At 71.3% G+C, this 12,551-nt stretch carries 12 protein-coding genes; 5 read left to right on the top strand and 7 right to left on the bottom strand.

Features of this window, described 5'->3' with window-relative positions:
* Positions 1 to 7: 7 nt before the first annotated feature.
* The gene (locus tag ACFE7W_RS08670) at positions 8 to 1,141 is read right to left on the bottom strand and encodes an LLM class flavin-dependent oxidoreductase (protein WP_375424368.1); all 1,134 of its coding nucleotides are present in this window, start codon (positions 1,139 to 1,141) and stop codon (positions 8 to 10) included.
* A gap of 55 nt (positions 1,142 to 1,196) precedes the next feature.
* The gene (locus ACFE7W_RS08665) at positions 1,197 to 2,408 is read right to left on the bottom strand and encodes an SfnB family sulfur acquisition oxidoreductase (protein ID WP_375424367.1); all 1,212 of its coding nucleotides are present in this window, start codon (positions 2,406 to 2,408) and stop codon (positions 1,197 to 1,199) included.
* A 638-nt stretch (positions 2,409 to 3,046) separates the two neighbouring features.
* On the opposite strand from ACFE7W_RS08665, the gene ACFE7W_RS08660 reads away from it, so the two are divergent.
* Positions 3,047 to 3,403 carry a YciI family protein gene (locus tag ACFE7W_RS08660; RefSeq protein ID WP_375424366.1) on the top strand — a complete coding sequence of 119 codons (357 nt, stop codon included), beginning with the start codon at positions 3,047 to 3,049 and terminating at the stop codon, positions 3,401 to 3,403.
* 92 nt (positions 3,404 to 3,495) lie between these two features.
* Entirely contained in the window at positions 3,496 to 4,713 is a 1,218-nt protein-coding gene (locus tag ACFE7W_RS08655) for an RNA polymerase sigma factor (protein WP_375424365.1), read from the top strand.
* A gap of 980 nt (positions 4,714 to 5,693) precedes the next feature.
* Here the strand turns inward: ACFE7W_RS08655 and ACFE7W_RS08650 are convergent.
* The 3 genes from ACFE7W_RS08650 to ACFE7W_RS08640 all read right to left on the bottom strand — a co-directional run bounded on the left by ACFE7W_RS08650 (position 5,694) and on the right by ACFE7W_RS08640 (position 8,081).
* Positions 5,694 to 6,341 (bottom strand): DUF305 domain-containing protein, encoded by a 648-nt coding sequence (locus ACFE7W_RS08650; RefSeq protein ID WP_375424364.1) that lies wholly within the window; start codon positions 6,339 to 6,341, stop codon positions 5,694 to 5,696.
* A gap of 157 nt (positions 6,342 to 6,498) precedes the next feature.
* Positions 6,499 to 7,035: a hypothetical protein gene (locus ACFE7W_RS08645; RefSeq protein ID WP_375424363.1), complete on the bottom strand. Its 537-nt coding sequence runs from the start codon at positions 7,033 to 7,035 to the stop codon at positions 6,499 to 6,501.
* Between the two features lie 95 nt (positions 7,036 to 7,130).
* Entirely contained in the window at positions 7,131 to 8,081 is a 951-nt protein-coding gene (locus ACFE7W_RS08640; protein ID WP_375424362.1) for a LysR family transcriptional regulator, read from the bottom strand.
* A gap of 192 nt (positions 8,082 to 8,273) precedes the next feature.
* Between ACFE7W_RS08640 and ACFE7W_RS08635 the strand changes: the two genes are divergently transcribed.
* The 3 genes from ACFE7W_RS08635 to ACFE7W_RS08625 are packed head-to-tail and all read left to right on the top strand — an operon-like array spanning position 8,274 to position 10,861.
* Entirely contained in the window at positions 8,274 to 9,299 is a 1,026-nt protein-coding gene (locus tag ACFE7W_RS08635) for a YeiH family protein (RefSeq protein ID WP_375424361.1), read from the top strand.
* 53 nt (positions 9,300 to 9,352) lie between these two features.
* Complete coding sequence (locus ACFE7W_RS08630) at positions 9,353 to 9,727, top strand: YidH family protein (RefSeq protein WP_375424360.1); 375 nt, start codon at positions 9,353 to 9,355, stop codon at positions 9,725 to 9,727.
* A gap of 51 nt (positions 9,728 to 9,778) precedes the next feature.
* Complete coding sequence (locus tag ACFE7W_RS08625) at positions 9,779 to 10,861, top strand: sulfite oxidase (protein WP_375424359.1); 1,083 nt, start codon at positions 9,779 to 9,781, stop codon at positions 10,859 to 10,861.
* 67 nt (positions 10,862 to 10,928) lie between these two features.
* On the opposite strand, the gene ACFE7W_RS08620 is transcribed toward ACFE7W_RS08625, so the two are convergent.
* Both ACFE7W_RS08620 and ACFE7W_RS08615 read right to left on the bottom strand, forming a co-directional pair.
* A complete protein-coding gene (locus ACFE7W_RS08620; protein WP_375424358.1) occupies positions 10,929 to 12,194 on the bottom strand; it encodes a permease in 1,266 nt (421 codons plus the stop codon).
* Positions 12,194 to 12,550 carry an ArsR/SmtB family transcription factor gene (locus ACFE7W_RS08615; RefSeq protein ID WP_375424357.1) on the bottom strand — a complete coding sequence of 119 codons (357 nt, stop codon included), beginning with the start codon at positions 12,548 to 12,550 and terminating at the stop codon, positions 12,194 to 12,196. Before ACFE7W_RS08615 ends, ACFE7W_RS08620 begins: the two co-directional genes overlap by 1 nt.
* Between the last annotated feature and the right edge of the window lies 1 nt (position 12,551).

Below are 12,551 nucleotides of genomic sequence, written 5' to 3'. Positions count from 1 at the left end.
CGCCGCGTCAGGCCTCGGCGAGGAGTCCTCGGCGGCGAAGGACCGGCAACACCCCTTCGGCGAACCAGTAGGCCTCCTCGACGTGGGGGTACCCCGACATGACGAACTCCTCGACGCCCACCGCGGCGTACTCCCCGATGAGGCCGGCGACCTCGGTGTGGCTGCCGACGAGCGCGGTGCCGGCACCACTGCGCATCAGCCCGATGCCCGACCACAGGCCGGGGTGGATCTCGAGGGCCCGCGCGTCTGAGGGCGTCGTGCCGCCGTGCAGGGCGCGCATCCGCCGTTGGCCCTCGGACTCGCTGGCGGCGAGCACGGCCTGGGTCTGTCGCACCTCGGCCGGGTCGAGCTGCGCGAGCATGTCCTCGGCGACCCGCCACGCGTCCTCGGAGTGGTCGCGACTGATGGTGTGCAGCCTGACCCCGAAGCGCACGGTCCTGCCGGCCCGGGCGGCCAGGTCGCGGATCCGGTCGACCTTCTCGGCCACGTCGGTCGGCGGCTCGCCCCAGGTGAGGTAGACGTCGACGTGCTCGGCCGCGACGACGCCGGCAGCCGGGGACGAGCCGCCGAGATAGATCGGCGGGACCGTGGCGGGCCGCCGCGTACGGGCGTCCTCGACGTCGTAGAAGGAGCCCGAGAAGTCGGTGCCCTCCGCGCCGAAGCAGCCGCGGAACACCTGAAGGAACTCGGCGGCCCGCGCGTAGCGGCTGTCCTTGTCGATCCGGTCGCCGAAGCGCAGCTGCTCGGACCGGTCCCCGCCGACCACCACGTTCAGCAGCAGCCGGTCGCCCGAGAGCCGCTGGAAGGTCGAGGCCATCTGCGCGAGCAGCGTCGGGGTGATGAGCCCGGGCCGCAACGCGACGAGGAACCTGAGGCGCTCGGTCTCCGCGAGCAACGCTGAGGCGACCACCCAGGCGTCCTCGCACGGGGTGCCCGTCGGGGTCAGTACGGCATCGAAGCCGAGGCCCTCCGCCGTCCGGGCCACGTGGGCCAGGTAGCGCAGGTCGGGCTCACGGAAGCGGCCCGCGGTGTCGATCGAGCCGCCGGCCCGTCCGAGGTCGGCCGGGACGCTGTGTCCGCCGCCGACGAGCGAGCGGCTGTCGCCGGTCGTGGGCAGAAACCAGTCGAAGGTCAGGGTCATCGGTCACTCTCGGTCGGGGCGTGGGTCACGTCGCGGGAGCCGGTGAGGGCGGCGGTCACAGCTGCGGACCTCGGGGCGGACGCTCGCCCCGCACGGCCCACCGCCCGAGGTGCTGCAGCTTCCAGCGCACCGGGTCGTGGAGGGTGTGGGTACGCGCGTTGCGCCAGTGGCGGTGCAGGTTCAGCCGATCGTCGCTGGCCCGGGTGCCGCCCAGCTCGAACAGCGCGTTGGTGACGGAGATCGCGGCCCGGTCGGCCAGGACCTTCGCCGTGGCGACCGCGAGCGACGCTTCGCTCGACGCCGAGTCGTCACGTCGTTCCTCAGCCAGGTCGCAGGCGTGCCCGGCCACGCCGAGGGCCGCCTCGGCGGCGCGGACCTCGACCTCCAGCTCGCCGAAGCGCTGCACGAGCAGCGGGTCGAGGTCGGCCCGGTCCACCTGGGCCTCGAACCACGGTCGCGACGAGGTCCGGACGAACTCGGCCGTCTCCGTGAGAGCCGCGCGGGCGATTCCGACGTCGATGGCGGCATGCAGGCCCTGGGCCAGGGCGCCGTAGCCGTAGGGGCCGGTGACCGCCGCCCGCCGGGGCGCGAGGTGTGAACGCGGCAGCCGGACCCGCGAGAAGAGGACGGTGCCACTGGCGGTGGTGCGCTGACCCATGCCGGTCCAGTCGTCGACGATGGAGACGCCGGGAGTGTCCGCCGGCAGGAAGCCGACCTGGTCGTTGCCCTCGGCGTCGCGGGCCAGCACGGCCAGCCAGTCGGCGCACAGGCTTCCCGTGCAGTAGAACTTCTCGCCGTCGACCACGGCGTCCTCGCCGTCGAACCTCACCGCGGTGGCCAGATCGGTGATCGTCCGGCCGCCGCGCTCGGACTGCGCGTTCGCGACCCGCGCCCCGGCGAGCACCGCGGCGAACAGCTCGTCCTTCAGCTCCACCGAGCCCGCCAGCGCGGCCAGGCGGAGGTAGACGAAATGGCTCTGCGGGATCTGCGCGAGGTTGGGGTCGGCGGTCGCGAGGAGCCGCGTGATCTCAAAGGCGGCGGCGGCCCCGCCGCCGACACCGCCGTGCGCGCGGGGGACCGTGACGGCCAGCACACCCGCCCGGGAGAGCTGGTCCAGCTCGGCCCGTGGCAGCTGCCGGTTGCGGTCGCGCTCCGCGGCCCCGCGGGCGATCTGGGGCAGAAGCCGCCGGGTGACCTCGACCAGAGCCGCGGCGGTCACGCCGGGTCCGTCGTGGAGTCGGCGGACAGGGTCGACGACCAGGGGCATGCGTGCGACATCGTGCTCCACCCTAGCCGCGGCGGCCGGGTTCCCTACTGTTCCTGCCGACATGATCTGGCTCGGCTCTGCCGGCGACGGCGTCGTGGACCTCGTCGGAGCCCAACGGGTGGAACCGCCGGAGCCAGCCGGACTCCGCCCCGTCGTCGAGGTAGTGCTCCGGTCGACGGGGGAAGCAAGGCTCCTCCGGGGAGTCGACGTCGGGGCGGAAGAGCTCGTCGTCGAGCGCCTCGCTCACGACGCTGGCCGCGGTCGCCGCGGCCCTGCTCGACCAAGAACAGGCCGAAAAACGACAGGGTGAGTGCCGCGTTTCCTGACCCCAACCGCCGCCACGCCGGGTGGCGCTCGCGGAGCAGCTCCACCTCGTCCTTGTCCACAGGTCGACCTTTCGGCTCTTGGCCGTCACGAAGGCCTCGTGGCGCGCGACCCCTGGCAGCCGAGGCGACGGTTCCTGGCGGAGTCATCTCAGGCTCAAGCACGCCCAGCGGACGCCGGCACGCGCGGCGGCGGCGTCGGAAAAAGTCTTGAAGAAGATTCAGGCTCGGCTGTCGATCCGGCGGCAGAGTGTTCGTCGTAGCTATGACGGAGCCGGACAGGCCGGCCCGCGACCCAGTGCAGGAGGCAGTTCCATGTCCCAGTACATCGTCCTCATCTACGAAGACCAGACGCGCTACGCCACCATGTCGCCCGAGGCGTGGGGCGCGCTGATCGATGCGCACAGCACGTTCGTCAAGCAGATCTCCGAGCTCGGTGGGTCCATGACGGGCGGGGGGGCGCTCGCGTCCGTGACGACGGCCACCACGATCAAGGGTGGCGGCACGGTGACGGACGGCCCGTTCGTCGAGTCCAAGGAGGCCTTGGGCGGCTACTACTCGTTCGAGGCGCGCGACCTCGACCACGCCGTCGAGATCGCCAAGCTCTGCCCGGCCCCCTTCGGCGGCGTCGAGGTCCGCCCGCTCGTGGACCCGTCGACGAACCCGTTCTGATCGCTCCCAGCGACGAGCCGACCGCGTCCGCCACGCAGGCGGACGCGGTCGCGGCCGCGCTCGCGCAGGCCCACCGCTCCGAGTGGGTCTTCGTGCTGTCCGCCACGGTGCGCGTCGCGGGCGACCTGGACGTCGCGGAGGAGTGCGCGCAGGAGGCGTACGTCAGCGCGCTGCAGGCCTGGACCCGGGACGGCGTCCCGGAGCGACCCGGCGCGTGGCTGACCACGGTGGCGCGGAACAAGGCGCTGGACCGGTTGCGTCGCGAGGTCACCCTCCGGCGCAAGCTCCCGCTGCTCGTGGAGCCGGCGACCGTCGACCCGCACGACCCGGCCGACCTGGACTGGCCCGACGCGGTGCCGGACGACCGGCTCCGGCTGGTCTTCACCTGCTGCCACCCCACCCTCGCCCCCGAGGCCCGCGTCGCCCTCACCCTGCGCCTGGTCTGCGGCGTTCCCACGCCTGAGGTCGCCCGGGCCTTCCTGGTGTCCGAGCCGACGATGGCGGCACGGATCACCCGGGCCAAGAAGAAGATCTCCGAAGCGCGGATCCCCTACCGGGTTCCGGGCCGGGCGGAGCTGCCCGAGCGCCTGGACAGCGTGCTCACCGCCGTCCACCTGCTCTTCAGCACCGGCCACACGGCCGGCGAGGGGGACGCGCTCGTCCGTGAGGAGCTCTGCGACCGGGCCCTGCACCTCGCGCGCACCCTCGCCGCGCTGCTCCCCGAGCGGGCCGAGACCCGCGGCCTGCTGGGCCTGCTGCTCCTCACCGACGCACGCCGGGTCACCCGGACCGACGAGCAGGGCCGGCTGCTCCTGCTCGCCGACCAGGACCGGACGCGCTGGGACCAGCGCGCGATTCTGGAGGGGCTCACGGTGACGGCCGGGGCGCTGGCGTCCGGCCCACCGGGGCGGTTCACCCTGCAGGCGGCGATCGCCGGCGTGCACGCGATGGCGCCGTCCCTGGAGCAGACCGACTGGCCGCGCGTCGTGCATCTCTACGACCGGCTGCTGGCGGTGTGGAACACCCCGGTGGTCGCGCTCAACCGGGCCGCCGCCGTGGCGTTCGCCGACGGTCCGGCCGCCGCCCTGCCGCTCCTCGACGAGCTGGCGAACGATCGCCGGCTCGCCGACTACCCCTACCTCCCCGCCATCCGCGCCGACCTGCTGCGCCGTCTCGGCGATGCCGCCGGCGCGGCTCAGTCGTACCGGCGCGCGATGGAGCTCACGGCGAACGCCGCGGAGCGCGCCTTCCTGGAGCAGCGCCTGGTCGAGGTCAGCCGCGCCGCCGGCGCCGGGCCCGCGCCCGGCTGAGGACAGCGGGCTCGACGGTCACCGCGTCGCGGCCCTGCCTGGGCTCCCGCGTCGCACCCCTGGCTCGGGTTCTCCCCCGCGTCCCGGTCGTCGCCCGAGGGCTCGCAGGTGGATCTGATGGCGAAGCCACTCGAGGTCCAGCTCGGTGCCGAGCAAGTCGCCGGACCGGCGCCTGGCATGTGTATTGCTCTAGCCGGGTACACAAACAGAATCGAGTGTGGCCGAGCCGGCGAGACATCCACTTTGTCCGTCTTGAATGTGGTGACATGGCCGGAGTGCCGTCGAGCCGAGCAACCCCGCGACAGTGGGTGGAGCCAAGGGGACTCGAACCCCTAACCCCCTGCTTGCAAACGACAAGGGCCACACGGGTGGAGGCGCCGGCTGAGCGTGAAAGTGTCCAGCACGGTCCGGCTGTGACCACCCAGCCTCGGGAGGGTAGTCGCTCACTTAGTCACTCGGTCCTGGTTGCTTGCGACCGCTGCGAACGGCTTGCGGTGCCTCCGCGCGGTGGCGCTGCTCGGTCCGGTGGGTCAAGGGTTGGCCGACGTCCCGCCGCTTCGCGAAACTGCAGGCAACCGATAGTCCGGGACATCGCCGCGAAAGGCCCGTCGACGACAGTTCCCCCTCGCATGTTCACGGTCACTAAGCGGATGGCGTCAGCCACCAACTGAGGAATGGAGCCAGACGGTGTGCGTGTGTCCGCAGACGTTCCCGGCCCTGGACGGAATCTGCTTCGGTAAAACCGGGAAAGCCGAGAAGGTCGGGAGGCCGACATCGAGGAGCTGTGCGGAGTGGACTCCAGCCAGCTTGGTGCCGGCGAAAGGGGCCGGGTGGGGCGGGGCCAACGCGCGGTGGTCGCGACGCGACGGCACATCTGTCGGCGGAGATGGGCGGGCGAGCGCCGGGCCGGGCCGGGCCGGGCCGGGCCGGGTCATGATGGGCCGGCCCGGCACCCACCCGTTGCTGGGGGGCGGCCCGGGTCAGAGCCCGTCGAGGAGCTTCTTCATAGTGGCGATCTCAGCCTGCTGAGAGGTGGCGATGGTCCTGGCCATGGCGATCGCGTCGGAGTGTTTCCCGTCGCTGATCTCGGTCTTGGCCATCGCGATGGCGCCCTGGTGATGTGTGGTCATCATCTCCAGGAACCTCTTCTCGGCGTCCTTGCCCTTGGCCTGGTCGAACTTCTCCAGCTCGTCCGCGGTGGCCATCCCGTCCATGCCGCCGTGGTCCATGCCGTTCATGCCACCGTCGGCGCTCTGCCCCCAGGCGGTGAGCCAGCCCTTGAGCGTGGTGATCTCGGGCTGTTGGGCGTCCTTGATCTGCTGGGCGAGTGCGGTCGTCTCCGCGCTCACCCCGCTCTTGCCCAGCAGCGTCTCGCTCATCGCCACGGCCTGCTCGTGGTGAGGAAGCATCATCTGGGCGAACATCACGTCGGCGTCGTTGAACGCGGCCGCCGCGCTTGGGCTGCCTGAGGGCGCCGGCGACATCGGTGACATCGGGGCGGCGGCGGTGCCGGAGCCCATGCCTCCCATCCCGGCGGAGTTGTCGTTGCTCCCGCAGGCGGCGAGCCCGAGGGTCAGGCTCAGGGCGAGAGCAGTGAGCCCGGCCCTGGCTACGTGCTTGGTGTTCATCGGTTGTCTCTTCCGTGCAGATGGTGGACCCCCTCAGCTGGTGAGAGGGTCACCCCTCGACGCGGCACGGGTCGGCGGCAGCAGCGAGATGCCACGGACCGACAGGGTCAGGTGTACCGCGGAGGGATGAGGTGGACGCTGAGCTGCTCGGACCGGCTCACGTCCGAAGGATCGACAGCTCCGTCAGGGACATCGCAGGGACGCGGCGGCGACCCACCAGCCCGAGATGCGGCCGCCACCGCGGTAGTGGCGGGGCAAGACGTAGCCGCGGCAGCACCAACCACCAGAACAGCACCAGCAGCGTCAACGTGAGAACGCATGAGGCGAAGATCATCGCGTGGTCCCCGGCACAGCCGGCACAGCCGTTGTCGCCGGCCGATCCGACCGCCGACACCTTCTCGGGCCTTGAACCCGCCGCCTGGACCAGCTCTGTCGCCTTGTTGGGTTCAACGGCCACGCCGGGTTCGACGGCCATGCGGGATGAGGGACCGGTGGCCGTGGCCATACTCATGCCGGTCGGGTGGTCGTGGCTGCTGGAGGGCGCCACGAACATGTGGCCGAGGGAGAGCTGGTGCATGGCGATGACGCCGAGTGCGGCGACGCCCAGTACCAGGCCTACGAACAGCCGGTGCCACCCGGCGCGCTCGAGCCGGGACTGCGTGAACTGAGGGGTGGTCGTTGGCCGTACGCGCACCGCACCGCCCCTTCCTGGTCAGCATCCCTGTACACCTCTGGGGGGGTGTAGCGGTGATCGGCTTCGGGGCGAAGCCTACCCCCAGGGGGTATATCTCACATAGCGGGCTTCTGGCTGCGCGGTCCTGGCCTAGCTGATCCTGATCCCTTGTTCGGGGTGGCAATGCGCAGCAGGTCGCGGGCGGGGCCGCTGGGGCGTTGGCCCGTCGGCCAGATCGCGTGGAGCAGTCGGGTCAGATCGGCCCCGCGGACCGTGACCTCGACGAGGGTGCCGCGGCTCAGGTCGTCGCCGACCGCGAGCCGGCTGAGGACGGCTGGGCCGGCGCCCGCGGCGACGGCGGACCGGACTGCGCTGGTGGTGGAGAGCTCGAGCAGGGGTGCGGCCATGGGTGGGTAGGCGGACAGGGCCGCCTCAAGTGCGGTCCGGGTGCCGGAGGTCGGCTCGCGGTGAACCAGCCGCGTGCCCGCCAGCTCCTGCGCGTCGATGCCTCCGCGACGGCGCCGCCAGGGGTGCGTTGGTGCGACGACCACGACGAGCCGGTCGGTGGCGACCACCTGGCTGTCGAGTCCGTGACCCACCTGCGGGCCTTCGACGAAGCCGAGGTCCGCCTGGTGCGCGAGCATGACCTGCTCGACCTGTGCCGAGTTCATCGCGTGCAGGCTGACCGCGGTCTCCGGGCGCTCAGCGGTGAGCCGGACCAGCCAGCGCGGCAGCAGGTGCTCCGCGACGGTCATGCTCGCGGCGACGCGCAGCTGCTGCTCGCTGGTCGCCCGCAACGAGGCGATGCCCGCGTCCAGCACCTCGGCCGCCTCCAGCACGGTCCGGGCCCAGCCTGCCACCAGGACGCCGTTCGGGGTCAAGCAGGAACCACGTGCCGTCCGCTCGACCAGCGGGACGCCGACCAGCCGCTCGATGGTTCGGATCCGGGCCGACACCGCCGGCTGGCTGATGCCGTGCGCCGTGGCCGCACGACCCAGGGAACCGCTTACGGCCACCTGCAGCAGCAGCGCCAGGCTGTCGAGCCCAGGAACATGGGGCGAGACCATGCAGCCAACCTATGACAAGCCATCCAGTCACTCAATGGGTCCATCGGTCCGCGACGTCTACTGCACGCCGCCAGGAGCACCGACGATGGACCTATGACTGCACCAGGTGACACCCCCATTCTGCAGAGGTCCGGCGCCACGCCCATCCTGCGGCGCCGGAGCCAGTGCCGGCCTGGGTGCGACCTCGCGCCAATGGACCTGCGGCATCTGTTCGGGCACCATCAACCGGGCGACCGCCGAGCTGCCGCGTGGCCGGGTCTGCTGGCCGTGGCCGCAGCGACCGCCGTCGCCTTCGGCGTCGCCCACCTCGTGCCCGCGCTGAACCCGTCGACGGTGGCCGTCGTGCTCGGAGCCCTGGCCGCGAACCTCGGCCTCCACCGGCCTTTGCTGCACGCCGGAACCCATGTGGCCTCGCACCGGTTGCTGCGGATCGCGGTGGTCCTGCTCGGGCTCCAGCTGGCGCTGCCGCAGCTGGTCGACCTCGGGCTTGCCGGTCTGGGTGTCGTCGTGGCCACCGTCGCCGTCACCTTCTTCGGGACCCGGCTGATCGGCCGGCTCCTCGGCATCCCCCGCGCCCGCTCGCTGCTCATCGCCACCGGCTTCTCCATCTGCGGGGCCTCGGCGGTCGCAGCCATGTCCGATGTCGCCGATGGCGACGAGGACGACACCGCCGTCGCCATCGCCCTGGTCACGCTCTGCGGCAGCCTCGCCATCGTGCTGCTGCCGCTGCTGCGTGGACCGCTCGGTCTCGACCCGTCCGACTTCGGCCGCTGGGTCGGTGCCAGCGTCCACGACGTGGGCCAGACCGTTGCCACCGCCAACCGGGTTCCCGGCGCCCTGACCACCGCGGTCGTGGTGAAGCTGAGCCGCGTCGTCCTGCTGGCCCCGTTGGTGGCCGGAGTCGGGCTGGTCGCGCGTCGCCGCGCCTCCGCCGCTGCGCCCGGCGGCAGTAGGCGGGCGCCGGTGGTGCCGCTGTTCGTGGTCGGGTTCCTGGCCGCCATCGCCGTCAGCAGCACCGACGTCCTGCCGGCTGAGGTGCTCGCGGTCGCCAAAGAGGTCCAGGTGGTGCTGCTGGTGGCTGCGCTCGTCGGTCTGGGTACAGGCATCCACGTGTCCACCCTCCGCCGCACCGGCGGCCGGGCGCTCGTTCTCGCGCTTCTCTCGTGGGTCCTCGTCGGAGCCACTGCCTACGCGGGAGTGCTCCTCGTCCGGACCTGACCGACCTCGCAACCGCCCAGCCGCCACCCGAACAGGAAGGGCTCGAACGCCTCATGAGCGACCCGCCGCAGCCCGGCTCAGACACTCGCACGCGTGACCACCTCGCCAACGAGCGGACCTACCTTGCGTGGCTCCGAACCGGGGCAAGTGCAATGCTCGTCGGGCTGGCCGTAGCCCGTTTCCTCGACAACGACCGGGCCGATGCGGCCGGCGTCGACCTGCTGCCACTACTGGCCGGCGCGCTGCTGGTGGCGGTGGGGGCGGTCGGAATCGGTTACGGCACCCTTCGCTGCCGTCGCGTCGCTGCCGACATCGAGGCTCACCGCCGGACGCGTAGCGGTCAGACCGGCTTTGCCGTCGCGGCCTCCACCTTGCTGGTCCTCGCCCTCGTCGCTGCCCTCGTCCTGCTCGTGGTCGACCAGGCCTGAACGCCCCAACGACCGATCCGTCCCGGCCGGCCCTGCTACGAAGGAGTACCGATGAACTGGTCCAAGCGTCCCGACTCGATCGTCCACCAAGACGACCCGTACAACGCCGAGCCGACTCCGCAGGCCCTCGACGGGCACCTGCTGACCCCCCTCGATACGTTCTACAGCCGCAACCACGGGCCCATCCCGACCCTCGACCCTGACCGGTGGCGGCTTCGGGTCGACGGGCTCGTCAAGCATTCCCTCGACCTGTCCCTCGCCGCGCTGCAGCGGCGCTACCCCATCCGGACGATGGTCGCGACCCTGCAGTACGCCGGCGCCCGCCGCGTCGACTTGATGGATGTGCGCGAGATCCCCGGTGAAGCCCCGTGGGGTCCTGGGGCCACTTCCACCGCCGAGTGGACCGGTGTCGCGCTGTGCGACGTCCTTGCCGACGCGGGCCTCCAGAGCGGCGCCGAGCATGTCGCGTTCGAAGCCCCCGACTCGTCTCAGATCGCCAACCCGCCGCAGACCTACGGAAGCTCCATCAGCATCCCAAAAGCCACCAGCCCCGAGGTGCTGCTGGCCTGGGGCATGAACGGGCAGGCGCTACCGGCCGCCCACGGCGCCCCGGTCCGCGTCGTCGTGCCCGGCTACATCGGCGCCCGCAGCGTCAAGTGGGTCAGCCGCATCACCGCCCAGACCGAGCCGTCCTCGAACTACTTCCAAGCCACCGCGTACCGTTTGTTGCCGGCCGAGGCCGACCCCAGTACCGCAGGTCCCGGTGACGGCCTGTCACTCAGCTCGGTCGCCCTCAACTGCGACATCCTCAGCCCGGCCGACGGCGCCGTCCTACCCGCCGGCCCCAGCCTTGTGAGCGGGTACGCCTACGCCGGCGACGACCGCAGCGTCGTCCGGGTCGACCTCTCGACCGACGACGGCAGCAGCTGGCAGCAGGCGGACCTCACCTACAGCGGACCGTGGGCCTGGTCGCTCTGGCGAGCCTCATTGCAACTGCCAGTCGGCACGTCACGCATCACCGTCCGGGCCTGGGACTCCACCGGCGCTACCCAGCCCGAACGCGCAGCGGCGCTGTGGAACCCCAAGGGCTACATCAACAACGCCTGGGGCCACATCACCATCACCTCCTACTGAGAAGAGGGCCCCGCCTGAGTCAGGGCGCTCCTTCGATCTGCGAGCGTCCGCTGGTGGTTGGCTCTGGTCAGCGGTGGTCGTGGTGCGGATCGCTAGAGTGCGGGCGCTCCTGAGCGGAGTCGTCGTGATGGTGAACCTGGCTTCCGGAGTGGTTCATCTGGTCGTGGCCGGCGTGGTCGCCGCCGGCCATGTCGTCGGGGCCGCCGCCCATCATCTTCATCATCGCGGGGCCTCCGCTGCGCAGGAATCGCACGACGAGGACGGCAGCGAGGAGCAGGAAGGCGATGTTGAGGTAGGTCGTGTAGTTCCAGGAGATCTGGGCCATCTCCACGCGGGCGTGTCGCTGCGCGGGGACGAGGCCGAGGACGCCGAAGAGGATCTCGACGACGTAGCCGGCCACGACGCTGGCGAGGTAGAAGGTTCCGGCCAGGAAGGCAGCCATCCTGGCGCCGTAGTACTTCCGGTAGATGACCAGGACGGGCAGGATCAGCAGGTCGGCGAAGATGAAGCTGACGACGCCGCCGAAACTGATGCCGCCGTTCCACAGGACCGCGGCCAGGGGCACGTTGCCGATGGAGCAGACGAAGCTGAGCACGGCGACGACCGGCCCGATGATGGGCCCCCAGATCTTGGCCAGCAGCGGGTGGTCGACCAGGAAGAAGGACCGCCAGAAGGTTTCGGGCACCCAGGCCGCGACGGCGCCGGCGATAAGCAGGCCGATGACGATGTCGCGGAGCACCGCTGCCCACTCCATGACGAAGATGTGGCTGACCGAGGTGAAGCCCTTGGTCGAGGTGAGCCGGCGCCACAGCGAACCCGATCCGCCGACCGTCATGTCCATGGCGGCGTGGCCCTCCATCGACCCGGCGACGCCCTGGGCAGCCTGCTGGCGAGCCTCGTCAAGGAGACGGGGCTTGAGGAAGAAGTGGAACAGCAGCGCGAGCACGATGATCATGACCGGGCCGCCGGTGAACTCAGCGGCGGCGAACTCCCAGCCCATCAGCAGGACCAGGATGATGCCCAGCTCGATGACGAGGTTGGTCGACGCGATCTGGAACGCCATCGCGGCGGCGAAGTTGGCGCCCTTGCGGAACAACGAGCGGGCCAGCGCCACCGCGGCGTAGGAGCACGACGAGGACGCGGCGCCGAGGCCGGAGGAGATGGCGAGAGCCTTCGGGCTGCTGCTGCCCATCAGCCTGGTGATCGACTCGCGGCGGACCACGGCCTGGACCGCGGCGGAGAGCGTGAAGCCGAGGATGAGGGCCCAGGTGATCTCCCAGGTCATCGACCCGGTGAGCTCGAGGGCGTGCAGAACGGCGTGCCAGATGTTCATCAGTCGTCCTCCCCGTCCTGGTCGGCCCGGGTGATCTGCACCAGTTGGCGGAAGCAGTGGTCGCGGAGCGGCTCAGGGAAGCCGGCGGCGAGGCGGTAGAAGACGACGCGGCCCTGCTTGCGGGTGGCGACGAGCCCGGCGGTGCGCAGGATCTTGAGGCCGTAGCCGACCGCGTCCTCGGTGGCGTCGAGCGCGAGCGCGAGATCCCCGACGCAGAGCTCGTCGACCTCATCCAGGGCGTAGAGGACACGCGAGCGGACCGGGTCGGCTAACAGCGACAGAAGTGCCGCCAGTCGGCCGGCGTCGTCGGCCGAGAGACCCCGGGATCGCGCTTTGGCGACCCGTTCGGGGTCCACG

The sequence above is a fragment of the uncultured Friedmanniella sp. genome, assembly GCF_964244285.1.
In the GTDB taxonomy this organism is placed as follows: Bacteria; Actinomycetota; Actinomycetes; order Propionibacteriales; family Propionibacteriaceae; genus Microlunatus.
The sequence above is the reverse complement of the archived record's forward strand: the minus strand, read 5'-3'. Positions and strand labels throughout refer to the sequence as shown.

Bases quoted from the DNA above. Each gene is read 5' to 3' on its own strand.
- ACFE7W_RS08670 (WP_375424368.1), bottom strand. From the start codon at position 1,141: ATGACCCTGACCTTCGACTGGTTTCTGCCCACGACCGGCGACAGCCGC.
- ACFE7W_RS08665 (WP_375424367.1), bottom strand. From the start codon at position 2,408: ATGCCCCTGGTCGTCGACCCTGTCCGCCGACTCCACGACGGACCCGGC.
- ACFE7W_RS08660 (WP_375424366.1), top strand. From the start codon at position 3,047: ATGTCCCAGTACATCGTCCTCATCTACGAAGACCAGACGCGCTACGCC.
- ACFE7W_RS08650 (WP_375424364.1), bottom strand. From the start codon at position 6,341: ATGAACACCAAGCACGTAGCCAGGGCCGGGCTCACTGCTCTCGCCCTG.
- ACFE7W_RS08640 (WP_375424362.1), bottom strand. From the start codon at position 8,081: ATGGTCTCGCCCCATGTTCCTGGGCTCGACAGCCTGGCGCTGCTGCTG.
- ACFE7W_RS08635 (WP_375424361.1), top strand. From the start codon at position 8,274: ATGGACCTGCGGCATCTGTTCGGGCACCATCAACCGGGCGACCGCCGA.
- ACFE7W_RS08630 (WP_375424360.1), top strand. From the start codon at position 9,353: ATGAGCGACCCGCCGCAGCCCGGCTCAGACACTCGCACGCGTGACCAC.
- ACFE7W_RS08625 (WP_375424359.1), top strand. From the start codon at position 9,779: ATGAACTGGTCCAAGCGTCCCGACTCGATCGTCCACCAAGACGACCCG.
- ACFE7W_RS08620 (WP_375424358.1), bottom strand. From the start codon at position 12,194: ATGAACATCTGGCACGCCGTTCTGCACGCCCTCGAGCTCACCGGGTCG.